The following is a 21,304-nucleotide window of genomic DNA, read 5'->3' on the forward strand; positions in this document are numbered from 1 at the left end:
ATCTAGCAAGGAGGCGCGGCCCCTCGCTGCCAGGCGTATTCGAAGCGTGTGGCGCCGGGGCCGTTGCGGGGCAGCACTATTGCCGCGCCGTCGCGGGGTGTCCAGGTGCGTGGGAGCAGGACCAGGTTGTCGGCGGTGGTCATGATGAGTACCAGGCCGTCGTAGCGGTAGCGGTAGGCGGAGTCGGGGTCGGTGCAGCGGACGGTGGTGACGCCCCGGACGCCGAGGGCGAGGTTCTTCTCGCTGTAGACGGTGATTCCGGGATCGGTGCGCAGGGTCCGGCGCGCGATGTCGTCCGCCCGCCCGCGTCCCACGGCCATGGAGTAGTCGGTCGCGCCCCAGAAGAACGCGCCGCCGACCAGCAGCAGGATCAGCCCCCATTCGAGGGGCGTGCTGGTGCGGGCGGCGGCAGATTCCGTCTCGTCGTCGTTCTGCTTGCGGCGGGCCAGCACCACCGCCCACAGCAGCAGGACGCCGACGACGAGGCAGAGCGGCGCGATCCCCAGCGGGCGATTCAGCGGTGTCTCGAACCCCGGCCGGGACAGCCCGTTGAGCATCAGCAGGAATCCGGCGGCGGTCAGCACCGCGAGCACCCACCGCGGCCATGTGGCACGGCGAATCCGGCCGGGCAGCACGGCCCACAACCACAGCAGCGAGAGCGTCGCCGCGCCGCACACCGCCAGCGGCACGAACAACCCGTCGGCACTGCGCATGACGTAGTCGGTCGTGCTCAGCCCCAGCACGGAGGATTCCACGCCGAAATACCGGCAGAAACCACGCGCGTGAAAGAATCCCCAGTAGAACAGCAGCCCCGCCAACAACGTTGCGGGAGCAACGAATTGGCCGATGATGGGCGCGACGACGGCCAGCCCGGCGAACGGCGTGGGCTTGGTCTCGGGGCTGTCGTCGGCGCCGGGGTCGTTCTCAGCCACCGGCGCTCTCCGTGGTCGTCGTGGACCGCGTGGTCGTCGCCGACGGCGGCGCGACTTCGGGCACGGTCGTCGAGACCGTGGACGGTTGTGGAGCCCGAGTCGTGGTGGTGGTCGTGAGGGGCACAGCCGTGGTCGTCGGTGGAAGTGTGGTGGTCGTTGTCGTCTCGCCCGAGGTCCCTGCCGCCGCGCAGCGAGTCCAGTACACATAGACGATATCGGGCGGTCGACTACCTGCTCGGGCGAAGGCACGTGCGTCCGTCGTATTCGACGGCAGGCGTCGATCGATGCCGCTCTCCCCGTAATTCGCGAGCAGCTCTCCGTTGTTCGGAAAATCGCCGGAACCTGTCGGCGGTTTTTCCGGACAGGGCGGAAGCGGACTGTCGTCGTGCTCGCTCAATTCCACTCGCACACAGTTGTCCGGCAGTCCGTGCGACCGGCAGCCCGAGACGGCCGCCTTCACGATATGGTCCTGCACATAAGCTGCCAGCGTGGTCCCCGGATTGAAGTCGTAGGTACCCAGATCGATCGGAATGCCACGAGCCTCGACATCCGGCGAACTACCGCCCGGATTCCCCGGCGCCCTACCGACATTCCCCACACCACCGGGATTCCCAGGAGCGCCACCACCACTCCCAAGACCCGGGCCGCCATTCCCTCGCCCCGGGTCACTGCTCCCCCGCCCGGGGTCACTACCTCCCGGCCCTGGCTCCCCGGACCCGGGCCCGCCCACTTGTGCGCTCGAGGTCGGCCAGGCCTGCGGGCCGTCGAGCGCGGGATTGCCGCCCGGCGACCCACTGTCCCGGCATCCGGCGCTCACGACCAGGCAGACCGTAGCCGCTGCGAATAGCACGAGCCGTATATGCCCCGTGCGCCAATGCAATTCGATTGTGCGCATGACGTCTCCACCCCGTGTGCGCGACTGTGTTGTCGACTAGACAATCGCGCCCGCGAGTGGGAAACGCACCCCCATCGTGTCGCTCAGTGACACGGTGGCCGAACCGATAGCAACCTGGCAGTCACGCGCCGGGTTGGACGAACTCGGTGGGCTCGTCCGGCACGGGCGTACGCACCGCCGGCCAGGAATATCCGATCTCCGCGCGGCGGTGGAAGGTCGGCGTATCCCACGGCCGGTCGTCGGCGTGGTCGGGCACCGAACGCAATTCCCGCTCCAGGCCCTGTGCCGACCTACGCAACGCGGACTCCAGGCCGCGGGTATCGATCGGGCCGCACCGGCCGGTGAGGCCGATCGCCCCGATCATCGCGCCGGACCCGTCCCGCAGGACCGCGCCGAGGCAGCTCCAGCCCAGCGTCGACTGCTCGTCCTCGCGCGCGAATCCGGTGTCGCGGGCCTTGACCAGCAGGTCCCGCATCCGCCGGCGGTCGGTCACCGAGTAGCGGGTCAGCGGGGGCCAGCCGCCCGCCAGCACCGCGTCGGCCCGTTCCGGCTGATGCGCGAGCTGCAATCGGCCGGAGGCGAGCAGCACGATGCTCGGTCCGAGCAGAGCGGAGCCGGGCCAGCGCGCCGCCCGGACGGCGGGCGCGTGCGCGCGGCCGAAGGCGGCCCCGGCGACCGTCAGCTCACCCCTGTTCATGATGGCGAACCAGGCCATCTCGCCGCGCGAATGCCGGTGCAGGTCTTGCAGATACGGCTGCACCGTCAGCACGTGCGTGTTCTGATAGACCGACTGCAGGCCCTGGTGGAGCAGCCGCCTTCCGGCGAGGTACCCGTCCGGCGTGCGCGCCAGCATGTCCCGTTCCACGAGATCGTTCGCGATCCGGCGCACGGTCGGTTTCGGGATCCCGGTCCGCCGCGTCAGCTCCGCCAACACCAGCGGACCGGGCGCCTCCGTGACCGCGTCCAGAATCGCCACCGCGCGGCCGATCACCGTGTGGTCGTCAACCATGATTACAGTGTCGGCCTGTTGTCGACCTGACGCCCGAGTAACCGAATACTCGGTTCGGTAACGGGATTCCGGCCACAAGCACGCCGGAATCATATGCCGCGCGCGCCGTCATTTCCCGGCGCGTTTCTGGCCGGGACTACCAGCCGCGCTCGGCGAGGCGGTGGGGCTCGGGGATCTCCTCGACGTTGATGCCGACCATGGCCTCGCCCAGGCCGCGCGACACCTTGGCAAGCACGTCGGGGTCGTCGTAGAAGGTGGTGGCCTTGACGATGGCGGCGGCGCGCTGGGCGGGGTTGCCGGACTTGAAGATGCCGGAGCCGACGAAGACGCCCTCGGCGCCGAGCTGCATCATCATCGCGGCGTCGGCCGGGGTGGCGATACCGCCGGCGGTGAACAGCACGACCGGGAGCTTGCCGGTCGCGGCGACCTCGCGCACGAGTTCGTACGGCGACTGCAGTTCCTTGGCGGCCACGTACAGCTCGTCCTCGGGCAGCGACTGCAGGCGGCGGATCTCCTGGCGGATCTTGCGCATGTGGGTGGTCGCGTTGGACACGTCACCGGTGCCGGCCTCACCCTTCGAGCGAATCATGGCCGCGCCCTCGGTGAGCCGGCGCAGGGCCTCGCCCAGGTTGGTGGCGCCACAGACGAACGGCACGGTGAACTGCCACTTGTCGATGTGGTGCTCGTAGTCGGCGGGGGTCAGCACCTCGGACTCGTCGATGTAGTCGACGCCGAGGCTCTGCAGCACCTGCGCCTCCACGAAGTGGCCGATGCGCGCCTTGGCCATCACCGGAATCGAGACGGCGTTCACGATGCCGTCGATCAGATCCGGATCGCTCATGCGCGCGACGCCGCCCTGGGCGCGGATGTCCGCGGGCACCCGCTCCAGCGCCATGACCGCCACCGCGCCCGCGTCCTCGGCGATCTTCGCCTGGTCCGCGGTGACGACGTCCATGATCACACCGCCCTTGAGCATCTCGGCCATGCCGCGCTTGACGCGAGCGGTGCCGGTCGTCGAGGTGGTTTCGGGCGTAGTCACGGCAAACTCCTGATCATCGGGGAAAATCGCACCATTCGGAATCGAACGACACGATTCTAGGCGGGTCGATCAGGCCACTTCATAGCCAGTCGGAGAGCACTGGACTGCTGAACCGGCCCGAACCCGCCGTGACCGGGAGTTCCGCTACCTCGCCGCTACGCGCGGCGCCTCAGATCGGATCGATCACCAGCAATTGGGCCCAGTAGGTCGCACCCTCGTGGCCCAGGTAGGGCAGCAGGAAGTCGTAGAGCAGATAGGACATCGGCATTCGGTACTTCACCTCCACATACCGGTTCGCCGCTGCGTGCCCGCGGCAAACCGCCTTCGACCATAACCGAACATGATGTCCCTCACAGCCCGTCGAACAATCCGCTCACGACGACGCCGACCTGGGCGACGGCGCGCTCGATCGGGCCGATCGGCTGGAATATATGACTCAGGGCAAGGCACACAACGGTTTCCAGCCGCGAGCCCAGCTCGTCGTCGGAGAGTTCGGCGAGGCCGTACTGCGCGCGGGCCGCGACCGTGACCGCGCCGATCGCCCGGCCGAGCAGCGGTTCGGGTTCGGTCATCAGCACGGGCAGCAGCGTGGTGTCGGTCGCCGAGCGGCCCGCGAGGACCGCCTTCAGCAGTGCGTTGTCCGCGGCGGCGCGTAGCGCGTACTCGACCGCGGCGGTGGTGCCCGCGACGACGTCGCCGGGGTGCGCCGCGAGGCTGCCGGCGATGCCCACGAGGAATCCGTCCAGTTCGTTGCGGATGACGACCTCGGCGAGTTCCTGCTTGGTGCCGATCTCCTTGTAGAGGACGGGGCGGCTGACGCCCACCTCCTTGGCCACGCGCGACATGTTCACCGCACCCCAGCCCTCGGTGCACACGAGCCGCCGGGCGGTGTCGATGACCCGCTCGCGCAGGATTTGGCGCATCTCGGTCTGGAAGTTCGGCGCGTCAGCCACGCCCCCGATCGTACATGATCACCAGAAACGTTCCATCATTGACAACTCATAGTGTGTTGTATTCAATGAGAACACTTCGAGCGAAAGTGTAAACGGGCGTGATCGGACCGCCCAGCTCGCGCATGTTCGGCAAGGAGATCGATGATGACGACATCCCGAACCGGTGATCCGGCGCAGGCCGCGCCGCCGCAGTGGCACGACCGCAAGCGCCGCATGTGGCTGTTCGGCCTGGTGCCGCCCACGGCGATCGTGCTGGCGGTCGGCCTCGTATGGGCGTTCAATCTGCTCGGCTGGCAGGCCGTATCCCCCGTGTGGTGGTGGATCGGGCCGCTGCTGGTCTACGTGGTGCTGCCGATCCTGGACCGCTTCTTCGGCCCCGACGGGCAGAATCCGCCGGACGAGGTGATGGAGCAGCTCGAGAACGACCCGTACTACCGCTACTGCGTCTACGCCTACATCCCGTTCCAGCTCGTGAGCCTCGTGCTGGCCTGCTACTTCTGGACCGCGGGCGATCTGTCGTGGCTCGGCGTCGAGGGTGGTCTGGGGCTGGTGTCGAAGATCGGCCTCGCCGTCAGCATCGGCGCGATGGGCGGCATCGGCATCAACGCCGCGCACGAACTCGGCCACAAGAAGGACGAACTGGAGCGGTGGCTGTCGAAAGTCACGCTGGCGCAGACGTTCTACGGCCACTTCTACATCGAGCACAACCGCGGCCACCACGTCCGGGTCGCGACTCCGGAGGATCCGGCCAGCGCCCGTTTCGCGGAATCGTTCTGGGCCTTCCTGCCGCGCAGCGTCTGGGGCAGTCTGCGGTCGGCCTGGCGGCTGGAGCAGGCCCGGCTCGGGCGAATGGGTAAGCGGCCGTGGTCGATTCACAACGACGTGCTGAACGCCTGGCTGATGTCGGTGGTGCTGTGGGGCGCGCTGGCGGCGGTCTTCGGCTGGCAGGTGCTGCCGTTCCTGGTGATTCAGGCCGTGTACGGATTCTCGCTGCTGGAGACGGTGAACTATCTCGAGCACTACGGGCTGCTGCGGCAGCGCACGGCCTCGGGCCGGTACGAGCGCTGCACGCCGGAGCACAGCTGGAACTCCGACCACATCGTCACCAACATCTTCCTCTACCACCTGCAACGCCACAGCGATCACCACGCCAACCCGACGCGGCGCTACCAGACGCTGCGCAGTATGGCGGGCGCGCCGAATCTCCCCAGCGGCTACGCCAGCATGATCACCCTGGCCTATCTGCCGCCGGTGTGGCGGCGGGTGATGGATCACCGCGTGCTCGCCCACTACGGCGGCGACATCACCCGCGTGAACATCCAGCCCGGCAAGCGGGATCGGGTGCTGGCCAAGTACGGGGCGCGGTGATGGCCCGCTATCGCTGCCCGGTCTGCGACTACGTCTACGACGAGGCCGCGGGCGCGCCGCGCGAGGGCTTCCCGGCGGGGACCCCGTGGTCGGCGGTGCCGGACGACTGGTGCTGTCCCGACTGCGGGGTGCGCGAGAAGCTCGACTTCGAAACCGTTGCGACGAAAGGTCTTTGAGATGACCACGGACTACAGGCTGTTCCGCTGTGTGCAGTGCGGCTTCGAATACGACGAGGCGCTGGGCTGGCCGGAGGACGGCATCGAACCCGGCACCCGGTGGGACGACATCCCGGAGGACTGGTCGTGCCCGGATTGCGGTGCGGCCAAGGCGGATTTCGAGATGGTCGAGGTCAGCCGGGCGTGAGCGGGCAGATCGTCATCGTGGGCGCCGGGATCGCCGGCGCCACCGCCGCCCGCACCCTGCGCGCCGACGGCTACACCGGCCGCATCGTGCTCGTCGGCGGCGAGGACCGGCTGCCCTACCGGCGGCCGATGGTGTCCAAGGAGTTCCTGGCGGGGACGGCCGTCGAGCGCCGGGCGCTGCTGGAATCGGCGGAAAGCTGGCGCGACAACGAGATCGACGTCCGTGTCGGCGCCACCGTCGAGGAGATCGATGCGGCGCGCGGACGGGTGCGGCTGCACGACGGGACCGTCCTCGGCTACGACAGCCTGCTGCTCGCGACCGGCGCCCGCGCCCGGCAACTGCCCGGACCGCAGCGCGGGATCCACACCCTGCGCGGCCGGGCCGACGCCGAGGGGTTGCGGACCGCGCTCACGGAGGGCGGCTCGCTACTGGTCGTCGGGGGCGGGCTGATCGGGTGCGAGGTCGCGGCGACCGCCCGGGGCCTGGGCGCGGAGGTGACCGTCGTGCACGCCGGGCCGCACCCCCTGGACCGGATCGCGCCGCCCGTGGTCGGCGCGCACGTCCGAAACCTGCACGCGGACAACGGCGTTACGGTCCACGACGACACGCTGCTGCGGAGTCTCGCGGGAGGCAGCGGCGGTGTGGTAGCCGAGACCGAGGACGGCCGCCGGTTCACCGCGGCCGTGGCGCTGGTGGCCATCGGCTCCGTCCCCGATATCGAACTCGCCGCGGCGGCCGGGCTGGAGACCGGCGACGGCATCCTGGTCGACGAGCGCTACCGCACCTCGGCCGAGAGCATCTACGCCGCCGGCGACGTCGCCAGCCGCTACGACCCCCGCCTCGGCATCCGCGAACGCGGCGAACACTGGAACGGCGCGCAATCCCAGGGTGCCGCCGCCGCCAAGTCGATCCTCGGCGCCACACCCCCGCCGCCGGAAGTCCCGTGGGGCTGGACCACCCAGTACGGCCACACCATCCAGTTCGCCGGCCGCCTCAGCCCCGCCGACGACATCCTCCTCCGCCGCGCCTCCGGCACACCACAATTCACCGCTTTGGCCCGCAGCGAGGGCCGCCTGGTAGGCGCGGTCGCCGTAGGCCGCCCCGCCGACATCCGCGCCGCCCGCGCCCTGATAGCCCAAGGCGCAGTGCTCGACCCGGCCTGCGCGGACGCGGCGCTAGAGCTGACTGCCCAGAATTTCACCCCGGCAACGCAGTAGGCGCGGGGAGTTTCCGGCCAAAAGCGTGCCGGAAAATAGAGAGGCGGCCGATAGCCACGCGGTGACGCTCCTTCCCGGCACGCCGTAATGCTCTTTCCCGGCATGCCGTAATGCTCCTTCCCGGCACGCCGTAATGCTCCTTCCCGGCACGCCGTAACGCTCTTTCCCGGCATGCTTTTGGCCGGGAACTACCAGCTGTCGACGTGGACGATGGGGTCCAGGGCCTGGCGGGGGCCGGGCTTGAAGTCGGTGCCCTTGGTGTAGGCGACGGGGAGGAGGGCGCCCTGGGAGTACTTGTCGTAGGGGATGCCGAGGAGGTCGGCGGCCTCGCGCTCGTACATGAGATGCAGTGTGGTCCAGGTGGTTCCGAGGCCGCGCGAGCGGGCCGCGAGGCAGAAGCTCCAGACCGCGGGGAACAGCGACCCCCAGTGCGAGGCGCTGCGGACGCCGGGCACGTTGTCGGCGCGGCCCTCGAGGCACGGGACCAGCAGGACGGGGACGTCACCCATCCGCTCGGCGAGGTATTCGGCCGAACTCGAGACGCGCTTGCGCAGCGCGTCGGTCTCGGCGTCGCCCGTGGTCTGATTGCCGAGATAGTCCGGCGTGGACCGGTACGCCTCGAAACCCCGCCGGTACAACTCCCCCAGCGCCCGCCGTTTCTCGGGATCGGTGACCACGACCCAGTGCCACCCCTGCCGGTTCGAGCCGGTCGGCGCCTGCACCGCCAGTTCGAGGCACTCGCGGACGACGCCGAGCGGAACCTCACGCTCCAGATCGAGCCGCTTCCGGACGGCTCGCGTCGTCGACAGCAGTTCGTCCGTGGAGAGGTCCAGTTCGATCGGCATATTCCGCTCCCGTCGCCGTGTCGGATGATTCCGCCCGACCGTACATCGGTCAGCCCGGCGGCTGCCGCACGGTGTCGGAATCGTCGACCGCGCTGGACACGAGGTATTCGACGCCGGTGACGATATCGGGGTAGATGCGGATCATCCGGTCGCGCGGGCCGGGCAGGGCGGCGGGCAGCAGCTCCCGGCACTGCGCGATATCGTCCGGGTCGGTGAGTTCCTCGGCGGCGCCGGTGACGATGACGCACCAGCCGCGCAGCGTCGCGTGGTCGATGGTGTCGGCCTCGTAGGCGACGACCTGGCGGTCGGCGCTCAGGGTGGTGCCCGGGTTGGCGTAGATGACGATGGTCTCGTCGACCACCGCGTGATTGACCGGCCGGATGGTCGGCAACGCATAGCGCGAGAACACGACACGGCCGAACCGCACGCTGCCCAGCAGCTCCAGCGACTGCGTCACCGACAGTTCTCGCGACCCGACCATTTCCTCCACGGTACGACCCCGGCGATCTTCCACCTCTGTTGTGTCACTGATAATTCCACGTCCGGCGGGCGGTGGCGAGAAGAATCCGGGTCTCGGTGGGAAGTACGGGTACTCAGCGGTGCGATTGATGGTCTCACCTGAGGGTATGCCGCCACATGCCGTCGTTAGGGACCAACGACTCTACCGGTCGACGAACAGGAACGTAAGCTATGTCGAACATCCTTCTGCACATCGGCGCCCCGGAACTCACCCAGTGGCTGGGGAATCGGCTCGATCCCGACTCAGGAGATGGACATGGACGATGTTCTGCTGCCCGTCCGGCCGACCGGCTCGAGCGTCGATGCGATGCTGCCGTCTCACCACTTCTCTGACCCCCTACCGGGGCCCTCGGGCGATACGGCCGCGTTCGCCGATTCCAGCGACCGCCTGGTCCGTCATCTCTTCGACGTCGGACTGCAATTACACACGCTCCGAGCGGTTTTCGACAGCCCGGACGCGACGAACGCGGACATCCGCGCGGCCGGCGAGACCGTCGGATCGCTCCTGGACGATCTGGACATGCTCATCCGCGACGCGGGCCTGGCCATGCTCGCCATGAGCAAGAACCGCACGACGGCCACGAGCAACGGCGACCACCGTCGCCGCAGGCGCCGCCCCTACGGGCACCGCTGAGACCGTGATCGCCGGAGACCCCGCGTCCCTCAGGACATGAAGGGCTCGAGAACGAAGCGCCCGACGGCGATGTACGCGGCGAGGGCCAGGTAGACCGCGTTCAGCGCGACGAACGCGTACTCGCCGAGGCGGCCGTGCGTGATCATGGCGCCGACCATGAGCGCGATCCAGCAGACGGCGGTGATCGGGACCAGGACCGGGGCGATATCGAGCACGGCGGGCAGGATCAGGCCCGCCGCGGCCAGGAGTTCCACGGCCCCCAGGGATTTGACGAAACCGGCGCTCGCGCGAGCGGTCCACTCACCGCCGGGGGCCGCGGCCAGCTTCTGCTTCGGAATGAACGCCTTGTTGACACCGCCGATCAGCGCGACGGCGGCCAGCAGCCCGGTGGCGATCCACAGTACGAGATTCATGACATCAAGACGCCGCACCCACGCTCGCCGTGACGCGTCGTGAGCCGGATCACCCGGGCCGGTTCAGCGGATCGAGCGGACCTCGGGCTCGGTATCGCTGGCGGCGACGGCCGCCGCCTCCGCGAGGAGCTGGTCGAGGTGATAGGGGTAGACAGTCTCGCCCAGCCCGTCCAGTTCGGCGATGTCCTCGGCCGTGCACCACTTGTTGGCGGTGACGCAGCGGCGTTCCCAGACGGTCGGGTTGGCGGCCTTCGGCTCGAAGGCCGCGATGCGGGCGACGAAGAACAGCTCCTCCGAGCGGACCAGTTCGCCGTCGAACGGGAACACCGCCACCCGGCGCCAGATCGGGCCGCGCAGCGCCGTGGAATCCACCGCGCGCCCGGTCTCCTCCCACACTTCGCGCACCGCCGCGGTGCGCAGGGTTTCGCCGGGTTCGATGCCGCCGCCGACGGTGAACCAGAACGGGACGTCGGGAGTCCTGGGGTCGTGGCCGCGCATGAGCAGCACCCGGTCCCGGTCGTCGAGCAGCACCACGCGCGCCGAGGTCCGGACGGTATCCACCTCCAGACCCGTCGAGGCGGCGGGCGTCACGCGCTCGGAGATCTCGAAGTAGGTGGGCAGCGGCGCGGTACCGCCCAGGTGCAGCAGCCGCACCGGGCGGCGGGTGCGCAGGGCCAGGGTGTCGCGCACCGCGTCGTTGTGGAAGCGGCGGGCGATCAGCACCCGCGCCTCGGCATCGGCCAGTTCGGCCACGAGTTGCGGTGGCAGCAGGGAGATATCGATCGAGGACAGCGCCGCGGCGAGCTGGTTCTCGGCGGTCTCGCGATCGGACCAGTCGGCTCGTTCGGCCCGGTCCGCGAGGCCGTGCAGGCGGCGGGCCTGCTCCCCGGCCACATCGGGGGCGGCATTGGTCAGCGCCAGCGAGACCGAGCGCGCCACCACGGCGCGCCGGGCCAGGGCCGCCTCCAGCGCGTGCCGGGCCTGGTCGCCGCGCACGTGCAGCCGGTCCAGCCGGTTCGCCGTGGCGTAGGCCCAGCCGCCCGCGGCGACGATCAGGGCCGCGATCAGCGCGAGGACGAGGATCGTGGTCGCGGAGAAGGTGATCATGCGGCGCTCATCCCACGGTCCTCACCCGGGTGTCGCCGACGGTCACCGTCTCGTACACGCGCAGGATCTGCTCGGCCACCACGGGCCAATCGTATTCGCCGACCACCTGATTCGCGGCCCGGACGAGAGCCTCGCGGCGGTCCGGGTCACCGAGCAGCTCGTTGATCGCCACCGCCAGTCGCGCCGAATCGCCCACGGGGACGAGCACTCCCGCCGCGCCGTCGCGCAACACCCGGCGGAAGGCGTCCAATTCGCCGGCCACCACGGGGGTTCCGGCCGCCATCGCCTCCACCAGCACGATGCCGAAACTCTCGCCGCCGAGATTGGGGGCGCAGTACACGTCCGCGCTGCGCATCGCCGAGGCCTTCTCCGCATCCGACACCTGGCCGAGGAAGCGCAGGTGCCCGGCGAGATCGCCCGCCTCGCGGCGCAGGCGCGCCTCGTCGCCGCGGCCGACGATCAGGATCTCGACGTCGGGATGCCGGCGGACCAGTTCCGGCAACGCGCCGAGCAGTACCGCCATACCCTTGCGCGGTTCGTCGTAGCGGCCCAGGAACAGCACCGTCCCGCCCGGGCGCGGATAGCCCTCCAGACGCGGCGCGCGCGCGAACCCGGGGACGTCGACGCCGTTCGGGATCTCCACCGCGTCGCTGCCCAGCGCCTCGACCTGCCAGCGGCGGGCCAGCTCGGAGACGGCGATCCGGCCGCTGATCTTCTCGTGATAGGGCCGCAGGACGCCCTGAAAGGTGCTGAGCACCAAGGATTTCGTGGTCGAGGTGTGGAAGGTCGCCACGATCGGGCCCTCGGCGACCTTCAACGCCAGCATGGACAGGCTGGGCGCGTTCGGCTCGTGGATGTGCAGCACGTCGAAGTCGTTCTCGGCGATCCAGCGCCGGAGCCGGTTGTAGGCGGTGGGGCCGAACGACAGCCGCGCCACCGAGCCGTTGTACGGGATGGCGACGGCCTTCCCGGCGGACACGACGTAGTCCGGCAGCGGGGTTCCCTCCGCGGCGGGCGCCAGCACGCTCACCCGGTGCCCGCGCTCGATCAGCACCTCCGCCAGCTCGACGACGTGGGACTGCACGCCGCCCGGCACGTCGAACGAGTACGGGCAGACCATGCCGATCCTCATGCATCGTCTCCTGCTGTCGCGGTCTCCGTCAGCGCTGCCTGCGCGGCGGCGATCCGGGCCCGCCGAGCGTCGGACAGATCGGACTCCCACAGCGGTTGCAGCATGTGCCAGTCGGTGGGATGCTCGGCGATGCCGTCCGCGAACCGGTCCGCCAATGCCTGGGTTGCCGCCGCGACTCCGGCCGAAACGTCCAGGCCCGCGTGGACTTTCATCCCCCAGCCCTCGTGCCCGGCCGCGTCCGTGGTGAACCAGGCGTGCACCGGCAGCAACGCGGCGCCGGTCTCGGCGGCGAGCTTCGCCGCACCGGCGGGCATCCAGGTGCGCTCGCCGAAGAACGTGACCGGCACGCCCTTACCGGTGAGGTCGCGCTCCCCCATCAGGCACACGATCCCGTTCTGCCGCAACCGGTTCGCGAGCTGCGGGAACGGCGGCTGCTCGCCACCGGTGAGCGGGAACACCTCGAACCCCAGACTCTCGCGATAGGCGACGAACCGGTCGAACAGCGATTCCGGTTGCAGCCGTTCGGCGACCGTGGAGAAGGCGCCGTAGTGCTGCACCAGCCACAGCCCAGCCATATCCCAGTTACCGGAGTGCGGCAGGACCAAGACGACCCCGCGGCCTCGCGCCAGCGCGGCGTCCAGGTGTTCGATGCCGATCGGCAGAGGTATCAACGGTGAGTTCGCCATCGCGACGGGGTCCATCGTCGGCAGCCGGAACGCCTCGCGCCAGTAACGGGCGTAGGACCGCATGCTCTCGCGGATCAGCTCGTCCGGCACGTCCATCGGGTCCACGCCCAGAACGCGGGAGAGATTGCGGCGCAGCTGGTTCGGCTCTCCCGTCCGGTGCGCGGCCCGGTTGGCCCGCCGCCCGGCCCAGTTGCCGCCGGCGTCGAACATCCGACGCGCGGCGCCTTCGGGCAGGCCCCGGACGAGCCGCCATCCGGCCGCGTACGCCTTGTCGGTGAGCGTGGATTTCAAGTCGGCCGGCATGCCGGTCACTGGCTCTCTCCCTGCGGCTGCGGCCGCCCCGGCATGGCGAGGATGTCACGAGCCCCCGCAGAATTGCGCACGGCGAGCACCCGCTGGAAGACCGTCACCACACTCAGCACAGCCAGCACGTACATCGCGAGATAGACGGCGTAGGACAGCCATTCGATATTCCAGTAGCCGCCGATTCCGGTGAAGCCCGCGCCGACGAGGACGATCACCAGGCGGTCGGGCCGCTCGATGAGGCCGCCGTCCGCGGACAGGCCGCTGGCCTCGGCGCGGGCCTTGGCGTACGAGATGACCTGCGAGGTCACCAGCACCACGAGGGTCGCGACGAACAGATGCTTGCTCTGCTCGTGGTAGACCGACCACCAGGCCAGCGCGCCGAAGACCGCGCCGTCGGCGATCCGGTCGCAGGTGGCGTCCAGTACCGCACCGTATTTCGTGCCGCCGCCGCGCGCCCGCGCCATCGCGCCGTCGAGCATGTCGAACATGACGAAGAACCAGATCACCATCGTTCCCCAGAACAGGTGACCGGTCGGGAACAGCGTCACCGACGCCACGATGGAGGCCGTGGTACCGATCAGCGTGACCGCATCGGGCGTGAGCCCGGTACTCACCAGCGCCTTGCCCAGGGGCGCAGTCGCTTTGGCGAATGTCTCACGACCGAAGAAGCTGAGCACGCTACTCGACGTCCTTCCAGGCTGTAGCCAGCAGAGCTCGGGTATCCCGTAACAGTTGCGGCATCACCTTCACCCCGCCCACGACGGTGATGAAGTTCGCGTCCCCGCCCCAGCGCGGGACGATGTGCTGATGCAGGTGGTCGGCGAGCGAACCGCCCGCCACCCCACCGAGATTCAGGCCGACGTTGAAGCCCTCCGGCCGCGAGACCTGCTTCATCACCCGGATCGCCCGCTGCGTGAACGCCATCAGCTCGGCGCTCTCCTCGGCGGTGAGGTCCTCGAGGTTGGCCACCCGCCGGTACGGCACCACCATCATGTGGCCCGGGTTGTAGGGGTACAGGTTGAGCACCGCGTACACCCATTCGCCGCGCGCGATGACCAGGCCGTCCTCGTCGGACATCTTCGGGATCTCGATGAACGGATGCGCGGACTTCTCGGGCTCCGCGCCGGACTTCTTCGCGTCCCGATCGGTCACCGCACCGGTGATGTAGGACATCCGGTAGGGCGTCCACAGCCGTTGCAGCCGGTCGGGATCGCCCGCGCCGGTGTCCACGAGCGATACAGCCTCGTCCACGGTTCGATCACTCATTCCCAGCGGTCCGGATCTCGAAGCCCTCGGCCGTCGGCGAGGCGTTCTCGCGCCGCCGGATCCAGTCCACGATCGTCGCGACCGCGTCCGCCACCGGCACGCCGTTGACCTGGGTGCCGTCCCGGAACCGGAAGCTCACGGCGCCGGCGTTCACGTCCCGCTCGCCGGCCAGCAGCATGAACGGCACCTTCTGCGCGGTCTGGTTGAAGATCTTCTTCTGCATGCGGTCGTCGCTGCGGTCGACCTCGGCGCGGAGGCCGGAGTCGCGCAGCAGGTCGATCACCCGGTCCAGGTGCGGCACAAAGGCTTCCGCGACCGGGATGCCGACCACCTGCACCGGCGACAGCCAGGCCGGGAAGGCGCCCGCGTAATGCTCGGTGAGCACACCGAAGAACCGCTCGATCGAGCCGAACAGCGCACGGTGGATCATCACCGGACGCTGCTTGGTGCCGTCGGAGGCGGTGTACTCGAGACCGAACCGCTCGGGCAGGTTGAAATCGAGCTGGATGGTCGACATCTGCCAGGTCCGGCCCAGCGCGTCCTTGGCCTGCACCGAGATCTTCGGCCCATAGAAGGCGGCACCGCCCGGATCGGGAACCAACTGCAGCCCCGAGGCCCCGGCCACCTTCTCCAGGGTGTCGGTGGCCTCCTCCCAGATCTCGTCCGAGCCGACGAACTTCTCGGGATCCTTGGTCGACAGCTCCAGGTAGAAGTCGTCGAGGCCGTAGTCCTTGAGCAGCGACAGCACAAAGGTCAGGGTGTCGGTCAGCTCCGCGTGCATCTGCTCCTTGGTGCAGTAGATGTGCGCGTCGTCCTGAGTCATCCCGCGAACTCGGGTCAGTCCGTGGATCACGCCCGACTTCTCGTAGCGGTAGACCGAGCCGAATTCGAACAGCCGCAGCGGCAACTCGCGATACGACCGGCCGCGGGCCCGGAAGATCAGGTTGTGCATCGGGCAGTTCATCGGCTTGACGTAGTAGTCCTGGCCGGGCTTGCGGACGGTGCCGTCCTCGTTGTGCTCCGCGTCCAGGTGCATGGGCGGGAACATGCCGTCGCGGTACCAGTCCAGGTGGCCGGACACCTCGAACAGGTGGCCCTTGGTGATGTGCGGGGTGTTGACGAACTCGTACCCGGCGTCGACGTGGCGCTGACGCGAGTACTCCTCCAACTCCTTGCGGATGATCCCGCCCTTGGGATGGAACACCGGCAGCCCCGACCCCAGCTCGTCCGGGAACGAGAACAGGTCCAGTTCCAGGCCCAGCTTGCGATGGTCGCGCTTCTCCGCCTCCTCCAGCAGGTGCAGGTAGGCGTCGAGGGCCTCCTGCGACTCCCAGGCGGTGCCGTAGATGCGCTGCAGGTCCTCACGGTTCTGGTCGCCGCGCCAGTAGGCGGCCGAGCTGCGGGTCAGCTTGAAGGCGGGGATGAATTTGGTGGTCGGGATGTGCGGGCCCCGGCACAGGTCGCCCCAGACCTTCTCGCCGGTACGGGGATCCAGATTGTCGTAGATGGTCAGCTCATTCGGTGCAATGTCACTGCCGCCGACCTCCATGACCTCCGGATCGTCGATGCCCGACTTGTCGGAGATCAGCTCCAGCTTGAACGGCTCCTTGGCCAGTTCGACGCGGGCGTCCTCGACCTCGACGACCCGGCGCGAGAACCGCTGGGCGCCTTTGACGATCTTCTTCATCCGCGATTCCAGCTTGGCCAGATCCTCGGGGGTGAAGGGGCGGTCGACCTGGAAGTCGTAGTAGAAGCCGTCCTTGACCGGCGGGCCGATGCCCAGCCGGGCCTCCGGGAACTCCTGCTGCACGGCCTGGGCCAGCACGTGCGCGGCGGAGTGCCGGATCACGCTGCGGCCGTCCTCGGTGTCGGCGGCGACGGGCTCGACCTCGACATCGGAGTCGGGGGTCCAGGACAGGTCCTTGAGGGCGCCCTCCGCGTCGCGCACGACCACCACGGTGTCGGGGCCCTTGGTCGGCAGGCCCGCCTCACGCACCGCGGCGCCCGCCGTCGTCCCGGCCGGCACCCGTACGAGGGCGGTCGGGTTGCTGCGGGCTGAAGTGGTCACGGCTGCGCTCTCCTCGGTGTTCGTGCGGGCGGGCGCCCGCGCGGCTTCGGGTGCGGGACACGCGAAAGTGCCCCGGCGCGACCATGCTATCGGGAGCCGTCGAGGATGTGCCGATGGACCGGGGCCTGTCGCGCGAACCGGGCCGACCGGCCCCGCGGGAGCGGGACGGGGCGGCAGCACGCGGGCGAACAGTAATCCAATATTCTACTGGCGATCTTGAAGGAAGGTGAACCGTATGACCCGCCCGGCCTTCTTCCGGCTGACGCCCGGTTCCGCCCGCACCGAACCCGAACTCGTTCCCGGCCCCGTCGCCGGAAGCGGCTGGGGCGCAAGCCATATGCGCGGGATGGCGGTCAGCGCCGCACTGGCCCGCGCGGCCGAGCAGCGCATCCGGTCGATGGATCGCGAGGACTTGCGCCCGGTCCCGTGGAGCCTGGATCTGTTCCGGCCGGTCGCCATGGAACCGTGTACGACGGAGACCACCGTCGTGCGGGCGGGCCGGCGGCTGTGCCTGATCGACTGCGTGTTGCTCCAGCAGGGCGAACCCCTGGCCCGGGCCGCCGGGCTGCCTGAACCCGAGCGAGACGCCGCCCGGCACGGTCTGGTCCGGTGGCGTGGCGCCGGAACCGCCGCCCGCGGACTTCCCGGTCTCCGAGAACGAGGAGCGGCTGTATCTCACCGAGGGCGTGGGCTGGGGCCGGGACGTGGTCGACGTCCAGAACGGCGAGCGGAATCAGATCTGGCATTTCGCGATTCCCACGGTCGAGGGTGAGCGGCCGACGCCGTTCCAGCTGGCCGCCGGGGTGGCCGACGTGATGAACCTCGTCTCCAATTTCGGTGACGGCGGGCTGGAGTTCATCAACGCGGACGCGACGCTGCACCTCGCCCGGCTGCCCGAGGGGCCGGAGATCGGGCTGTCGTCGACCGGCCGCGTCGAACAGGACGGCATCTCCGTGGGAGCCGCGGTGGTCTTCGATCGGACGGGCGTGATCGGCACCGCCTCGGTCTCCGGGCTCGCCAACGCCCATCGCGCGCTGGATATCGGCGAGTACTTCCGCACGCGCCAGAATATCGGCGGCTGAGCTGCGGGTCAGCGCTGGGCGGCGAGCGCGGCGAGCAGCTCCTGCCGCTCCGCCGAGGGCCGTTTCGGGCAGCTGGTGCACATGTCGCAGCCCGGAACCTCGAAGACCAGGCAGCAGGAGATGCGGCGCACGAAGGTGCGAGGGGTGATCTCGACGAAACGAGGCACCGGCAGACGACCGGCGATCTCGCGGCCCAGCCGGGTCCCGGCCTCGCCGTCTCCGGCGTCGAGGGCGCGATTGCCGATCGCGTCGGCGACGATCGCCCACAGCGAGGCGACACTCGCACCGGACACCTCGGCCACAGCGGGAATGATGCGCTCCAGCGTCTTTCGCAGCAGCGGACCGACATCGTCCGTGGTAGCGGTGTCGTCACCCTCGACGGGCAGTACCCGTTCGATCCCGCCGTCGGGCCGGACCTCGCACCGCAGGCCCTCGAGCTCGGCGAAACGCACGGCCCTGCCCTCGGCATAGGCCGCGGCGATCGGGTCCACCAGAGACGACGCGGCCATACACCACCACAGGGTGCCCGATACCCGCGAATCGCCTGTGCCCCAGGAGATTCCCATATCCGCGATGCGCTCGGAGAGCCATTGCGGGCGGGTCAGCATCGTGCCCGGCACGACCGTTCCCCGCGCGGGCACCGGCTCCGCAACCATGTCCATCCGACTCCGATCCGGCCGATCGACCGCACGATTATCTGTCACACCACCCTAGGACCCGGCGCGCCCGGTGACCGGCCGCCACGCCCACTCAGGACAGTGGTCCGCGCAACCAGGACCAGTCCAGGCCGAACCAGCCGCCGACCAGCCCGAACGTCCCCAGCAGCCACAGCGTCGCCACCACCACCGCGGCGGTGAGCAGCGCGCCCAGCGTCTTCACCACGATGCCCTGATTCCCGTACCAGTCCATGACCCGCCGGTATCGCGCCCGCGTCCACCGCAGCAGGCGATGCGCCCACACGAATTCCGTCGCCAGGATCCCCATCCCGGCGAAGACGATCAGCCACCCCGGCCCCGGATACGGAATCGCCAGCACTCCCACGGCGAGCACCCCGGCTCCCAGCACACCCACCGCGCCGCGATACACGAGATTCAGCGTCGGCCGCTCCGCGACCGACGCCCGCCACTCCTGCCACCGATCCGTCACCGACACCACCGCCTCAGCCTACGGATCATGAAGTCGCTCCCCGTGCACGCAGCGCACCCCGCCCCGTACCGGAGAGGTACGGGGCGGGGTGCGTCGTGACGTACCGATCAGACCGTGATCTCGGACGGCTCGGCGACCTCGCGGATGCCCTCGGCGGTGACCTCCAGGACCCGGGCGGTGGCGATGTCGAAGAACAGGCCCGACACCGTCAGGCCGCGCTCCTCGACCGCGCGGCGGACCACCGGGTGGGACTGGAGGGTCTCCAGCTGGAAGGCGACGTTCACCATGCTCAGCTGGGCGGTCTCGTCGTAGCCCGCCGCGGCGGCGGCCGCGCGCACCGGGTGACCGGCGCGGAAGGAGTGCAGGCTGGGCTGGGCGTGGGCCAGCCATTCGTCCAGGCCGGGGCCCGCCGAGCCGCCCGCCAGGACCGCCTTCATCGCACCGCACGACGAGTGGCCGCAGACGACCACATTGCGCACCTTCAGGTTGTCCACCGCGAAGGCCAGCGCGGCCTCCGCCGAGGCGTCCGATCCGTCCGCCGGATGGATATTGCCGACATTGCGGACGGTGAACAGGTCGCCCGGACCGCTGTTGGTGATCACGTTCGGCACGATGCGCGAATCGGCGCAGGTGAGGAACAGCGAATGCGGATCCTGCTTGTCGCGTAGCTCGTCCAGATGCGGACGCACGACGTGCGCGTGACTGCGGTGGTAGGCGGCGACACCGGTGGCGACCGGATTCTCGCTGCGCTCACCCCACGGACCCAGCACCTCGTCGAGCAGGCCGCGCGACCGGCCGCGTTTGGGCGGGCCGGCCACCGCGTGCTCCATGCGGGCCGTGCCGATCTCCACGAATTCGACTGTGCCGCCGGTGTTCTCGTGCTGGCGGGCCCAGTCGTGAATCGACTCGTAGGCGGCGTGGTCGAGGAAGTCGACCGTCAGCTCGACCAGCACGTCACTGCCCGTCGGCACCTTCGCCAGTTCCTTGGTCAGCTTCGGCAGCGCGAGGAAGGTGCAGGTGCCGTCGATGCTGACGATCCAGCGCTCGGTGCCCGCCACCGGGGCGGCCTGCACCGACACCTTGACCACGCGCCACAGCAACAGCACGAAGGCCAGGGCCAGGCCGATCAGCACGCCCTCGAGCAGGTTGAGGAACACCACGCACGCCATGGTCACCGCGTAGACCGCCAGGTCGCCGGTGCGCCGCGCCATCCGGATGTGCGCCAGCTTCACCAGCTGGATGCCGACCACGATCAGCAGACCGGCCAGCGCCGACTTCGGCACCTGCTGCACGACGCCGACCAGGGCGATCGAGAACACCAGGATCCAGACGCCGTGCAGGATCGCCGAGGCCTGCGAGCGCGCACCGGCCGCCACGTTGGTGGAGCTGCGCACGATGACGCCGGTGACCGGCAGGCCGCCGAGCATGCCCGAGGTCATATTGGCCGCGCCCTGCGCCATCAGCTCGCGGTCGAAGTTGGTGCGCTTACCGGAGTGCAGCTTGTCCACCGCGACCGCCGAGAGCAGGCTCTCGACACTGGCGATCAGCGCGATGGTCAGGATCGCGAGCGCCAGGGCGCCCCAGTTGCCGCTGGGCATACCCGGCAGGCCGATGGCGTCGAACAGCGAACCGTCGATCTCGATGCGCTCCGGATCACCGGGCAGCACCAGCGACAGCACGGTGCCCACCAGCACCGCCACCAGCGGGCCGGGGATCAGCCGGATCCGGTCCGGCACCCAGCGCCAGGCGATGATGATGCCGATGACGATCAGGCCGATGACGAAATCGTCGCCGTGCAGGTTCAGCAGCTGGCTCGGTAGTTCGACGATGTTCTCGAAGGCCGAACTGTGCGATGCGCCACCGAGCAGCACGTGCACCTGCTGCAACGCGATGGTGACACCGATGCCCGCGAGCATGGCGTGCACCACCACCGGCGCGATGGCCAGCGCCGCGCGCGCGATCCGGCTCAGGCCGAACACGATCTGCAGCAGGCCCGCCGCGACGGTGATGAAACAGGTTGTCTTCCAGCCGAATTGACTGATGGTTTCGGCGACCACCACGGTCAGGCCCGCGGCGGGGCCGCTGACCTGCAGGGGGGATCCACCGAGGAAGCCGACGACGATGCCGCCGACGGCCGCGGCGATCAGGCCGGCGGCGATGGGGGCGTCGGAGGCGATGGCGATGCCCAGCGACAGAGGCAGGGCGACGAGGAATACCACGATCGAAGCGGGTAGATCATGGCGGGTGATCGACGTGAACCGATCGGACCAGGGTCTCTCCGGTGAGGCGGCCGATCTGGGGGTCGTGTCGGTGTCGGTGGACAT

At 69.4% G+C, this 21,304-nt stretch carries 23 protein-coding genes and 1 pseudogene; 8 read left to right on the top strand and 16 right to left on the bottom strand.

Translation table 11 applies throughout. The annotated features are described in order from the left end of the window. Positions 1-2 precede the first annotated feature (2 nt). Positions 3-932 (bottom strand): hypothetical protein, encoded by a 930-nt coding sequence (locus tag ON41_RS18870; RefSeq protein WP_040748976.1) that lies wholly within the window; start codon positions 930-932, stop codon positions 3-5. 11 nt (positions 933-943) lie between these two features. Between ON41_RS18870 and ON41_RS18875 the strand changes: the two genes are divergently transcribed. Further along, positions 944-1,141, top strand: a complete 198-nt coding sequence (locus ON41_RS18875) for a hypothetical protein (protein ID WP_040748977.1) — start codon at positions 944-946, stop codon at positions 1,139-1,141. 807 nt (positions 1,142-1,948) lie between these two features. On the opposite strand, the gene ON41_RS18880 is transcribed toward ON41_RS18875, so the two are convergent. The 3 genes from ON41_RS18880 to ON41_RS18890 all read right to left on the bottom strand — a co-directional run bounded on the left by ON41_RS18880 (position 1,949) and on the right by ON41_RS18890 (position 4,828). Next, positions 1,949-2,836, bottom strand: coding sequence for an IclR family transcriptional regulator (locus ON41_RS18880; protein WP_040748978.1), 888 nt, complete (start codon positions 2,834-2,836; stop codon positions 1,949-1,951). 136 nt (positions 2,837-2,972) lie between these two features. Then, positions 2,973-3,875, bottom strand: coding sequence for a pyridoxal 5'-phosphate synthase lyase subunit PdxS (gene pdxS / locus ON41_RS18885; protein ID WP_040748979.1), 903 nt, complete (start codon positions 3,873-3,875; stop codon positions 2,973-2,975). Positions 3,876-4,225: 350 nt separating this feature from the next. Continuing rightward, positions 4,226-4,828, bottom strand: a complete 603-nt coding sequence (locus tag ON41_RS18890) for a TetR/AcrR family transcriptional regulator (protein ID WP_040748980.1) — start codon at positions 4,826-4,828, stop codon at positions 4,226-4,228. Between the two features lie 144 nt (positions 4,829-4,972). Between ON41_RS18890 and ON41_RS18895 the strand changes: the two genes are divergently transcribed. Genes ON41_RS18895 through ON41_RS18910 form a run of 4 tightly spaced genes read left to right on the top strand, consistent with a single transcriptional unit; the run spans position 4,973 to position 7,776 of the window. Beyond that, positions 4,973-6,196 (top strand): alkane 1-monooxygenase, encoded by a 1,224-nt coding sequence (locus ON41_RS18895; protein WP_040748981.1) that lies wholly within the window; start codon positions 4,973-4,975, stop codon positions 6,194-6,196. Next, positions 6,196-6,372, top strand: coding sequence for a rubredoxin (locus ON41_RS18900; protein WP_040748982.1), 177 nt, complete (start codon positions 6,196-6,198; stop codon positions 6,370-6,372). The genes ON41_RS18895 and ON41_RS18900 overlap by 1 nt, the downstream gene beginning before the upstream one ends. Before the next feature lies 1 nt (position 6,373). Then, positions 6,374-6,559 (top strand): rubredoxin, encoded by a 186-nt coding sequence (locus ON41_RS18905; RefSeq protein ID WP_040748983.1) that lies wholly within the window; start codon positions 6,374-6,376, stop codon positions 6,557-6,559. Then, positions 6,556-7,776, top strand: a complete 1,221-nt coding sequence (locus ON41_RS18910; RefSeq protein ID WP_040748984.1) for an NAD(P)/FAD-dependent oxidoreductase — start codon at positions 6,556-6,558, stop codon at positions 7,774-7,776. The genes ON41_RS18905 and ON41_RS18910 overlap by 4 nt, the downstream gene beginning before the upstream one ends. Positions 7,777-7,964: 188 nt before the next feature. Here the strand turns inward: ON41_RS18910 and ON41_RS18915 are convergent, their stop codons facing one another. Both ON41_RS18915 and ON41_RS18920 read right to left on the bottom strand, forming a co-directional pair. Continuing rightward, positions 7,965-8,615 (bottom strand): nitroreductase family protein, encoded by a 651-nt coding sequence (locus tag ON41_RS18915; RefSeq protein WP_040749050.1) that lies wholly within the window; start codon positions 8,613-8,615, stop codon positions 7,965-7,967. A gap of 55 nt (positions 8,616-8,670) precedes the next feature. Continuing rightward, on the bottom strand, positions 8,671-9,102 hold the full coding sequence (locus ON41_RS18920) for a pyridoxamine 5'-phosphate oxidase family protein (protein WP_051161864.1): 432 nt from the start codon (positions 9,100-9,102) through the stop codon (positions 8,671-8,673). A 294-nt stretch (positions 9,103-9,396) separates the two neighbouring features. On the opposite strand from ON41_RS18920, the gene ON41_RS18925 reads away from it, so the two are divergent. Further along, positions 9,397-9,774, top strand: a complete 378-nt coding sequence (locus tag ON41_RS18925) for a hypothetical protein (protein WP_157185532.1) — start codon at positions 9,397-9,399, stop codon at positions 9,772-9,774. Positions 9,775-9,803: 29 nt separating this feature from the next. On the opposite strand, the gene ON41_RS18930 is transcribed toward ON41_RS18925, so the two are convergent. From ON41_RS18930 to thrS, 7 genes are all read right to left on the bottom strand, one after another. Beyond that, entirely contained in the window at positions 9,804-10,187 is a 384-nt protein-coding gene (locus tag ON41_RS18930) for a DoxX family protein (protein ID WP_040748987.1), read from the bottom strand. Positions 10,188-10,250: 63 nt separating this feature from the next. Next, entirely contained in the window at positions 10,251-11,291 is a 1,041-nt protein-coding gene (locus ON41_RS18935; protein ID WP_040749051.1) for an NUDIX hydrolase, read from the bottom strand. Between the two features lie 10 nt (positions 11,292-11,301). Beyond that, complete coding sequence (locus tag ON41_RS18940; RefSeq protein ID WP_040748988.1) at positions 11,302-12,426, bottom strand: glycosyltransferase family 4 protein; 1,125 nt, start codon at positions 12,424-12,426, stop codon at positions 11,302-11,304. Beyond that, entirely contained in the window at positions 12,423-13,415 is a 993-nt protein-coding gene (locus ON41_RS18945; protein WP_040749052.1) for a phosphatidylinositol mannoside acyltransferase, read from the bottom strand. Before ON41_RS18945 ends, ON41_RS18940 begins: the two co-directional genes overlap by 4 nt. Before the next feature lie 5 nt (positions 13,416-13,420). Next, entirely contained in the window at positions 13,421-14,095 is a 675-nt protein-coding gene (pgsA, locus tag ON41_RS18950) for a phosphatidylinositol phosphate synthase (RefSeq protein ID WP_040748989.1), read from the bottom strand. A gap of 1 nt (position 14,096) precedes the next feature. Further along, positions 14,097-14,684 (bottom strand): ATP adenylyltransferase, encoded by a 588-nt coding sequence (locus tag ON41_RS18955; RefSeq protein ID WP_040748990.1) that lies wholly within the window; start codon positions 14,682-14,684, stop codon positions 14,097-14,099. After that, a complete protein-coding gene (gene thrS / locus ON41_RS18960) occupies positions 14,677-16,752 on the bottom strand; it encodes a threonine--tRNA ligase (protein WP_040748991.1) in 2,076 nt (691 codons plus the stop codon). The genes ON41_RS18955 and thrS overlap by 8 nt, the downstream gene beginning before the upstream one ends. A gap of 346 nt (positions 16,753-17,098) precedes the next feature. Between thrS and ON41_RS43810 the strand changes: the two are divergent. Together ON41_RS43810 and ON41_RS18965 are read left to right on the top strand one after the other, a co-directional pair. Beyond that, positions 17,099-17,302 (top strand): annotated as a pseudogene (locus ON41_RS43810) (acyl-CoA thioesterase domain-containing protein); the annotation flags it as partial. 64 nt (positions 17,303-17,366) lie between these two features. Beyond that, on the top strand, positions 17,367-17,834 hold the full coding sequence (locus ON41_RS18965) for a hypothetical protein (protein WP_051161866.1): 468 nt from the start codon (positions 17,367-17,369) through the stop codon (positions 17,832-17,834). Between the two features lie 8 nt (positions 17,835-17,842). Here ON41_RS18965 and ON41_RS18970 read toward each other — a convergent pair whose 3' ends face one another. The 3 genes from ON41_RS18970 to ON41_RS18980 form a co-directional block, all read right to left on the bottom strand. Next, a complete protein-coding gene (locus ON41_RS18970; protein ID WP_051161868.1) occupies positions 17,843-18,496 on the bottom strand; it encodes a (2Fe-2S)-binding protein in 654 nt (217 codons plus the stop codon). Positions 18,497-18,584: 88 nt separating this feature from the next. Beyond that, positions 18,585-18,989, bottom strand: a complete 405-nt coding sequence (locus ON41_RS18975; RefSeq protein ID WP_040748992.1) for a TIGR02611 family protein — start codon at positions 18,987-18,989, stop codon at positions 18,585-18,587. Positions 18,990-19,087: 98 nt separating this feature from the next. After that, positions 19,088-21,304 (bottom strand): SulP family inorganic anion transporter, encoded by a 2,217-nt coding sequence (locus ON41_RS18980; protein WP_040748993.1) that lies wholly within the window; start codon positions 21,302-21,304, stop codon positions 19,088-19,090.

The sequence above is a fragment of the Nocardia transvalensis NBRC 15921 genome, assembly GCF_000308875.1.
Lineage (GTDB): Bacteria > Actinomycetota > Actinomycetes > Mycobacteriales > Mycobacteriaceae > Nocardia > Nocardia transvalensis.

What these genes read in the sequence shown, in the direction of transcription:
- ON41_RS18955 (WP_040748990.1), bottom strand. Translation starts at nt 14,684, where the DNA reads ATGAGTGATCGAACCGTGGACGAGGCTGTATCGCTCGTGGACACCGGC.
- ON41_RS18880 (WP_040748978.1), bottom strand. Translation starts at nt 2,836, where the DNA reads ATGGTTGACGACCACACGGTGATCGGCCGCGCGGTGGCGATTCTGGAC.
- ON41_RS18900 (WP_040748982.1), top strand. Translation starts at nt 6,196, where the DNA reads ATGGCCCGCTATCGCTGCCCGGTCTGCGACTACGTCTACGACGAGGCC.
- ON41_RS18895 (WP_040748981.1), top strand. Translation starts at nt 4,973, where the DNA reads ATGACGACATCCCGAACCGGTGATCCGGCGCAGGCCGCGCCGCCGCAG.
- ON41_RS18945 (WP_040749052.1), bottom strand. Translation starts at nt 13,415, where the DNA reads ATGCCGGCCGACTTGAAATCCACGCTCACCGACAAGGCGTACGCGGCC.
- ON41_RS18920 (WP_051161864.1), bottom strand. Translation starts at nt 9,102, where the DNA reads ATGGTCGGGTCGCGAGAACTGTCGGTGACGCAGTCGCTGGAGCTGCTG.
- ON41_RS18980 (WP_040748993.1), bottom strand. Translation starts at nt 21,304, where the DNA reads ATGTCCACCGACACCGACACGACCCCCAGATCGGCCGCCTCACCGGAG.
- ON41_RS18930 (WP_040748987.1), bottom strand. Translation starts at nt 10,187, where the DNA reads ATGAATCTCGTACTGTGGATCGCCACCGGGCTGCTGGCCGCCGTCGCG.
- ON41_RS18925 (WP_157185532.1), top strand. Translation starts at nt 9,397, where the DNA reads ATGGACGATGTTCTGCTGCCCGTCCGGCCGACCGGCTCGAGCGTCGAT.
- ON41_RS18905 (WP_040748983.1), top strand. Translation starts at nt 6,374, where the DNA reads ATGACCACGGACTACAGGCTGTTCCGCTGTGTGCAGTGCGGCTTCGAA.
- ON41_RS18940 (WP_040748988.1), bottom strand. Translation starts at nt 12,426, where the DNA reads ATGAGGATCGGCATGGTCTGCCCGTACTCGTTCGACGTGCCGGGCGGC.
- ON41_RS18970 (WP_051161868.1), bottom strand. Translation starts at nt 18,496, where the DNA reads ATGGACATGGTTGCGGAGCCGGTGCCCGCGCGGGGAACGGTCGTGCCG.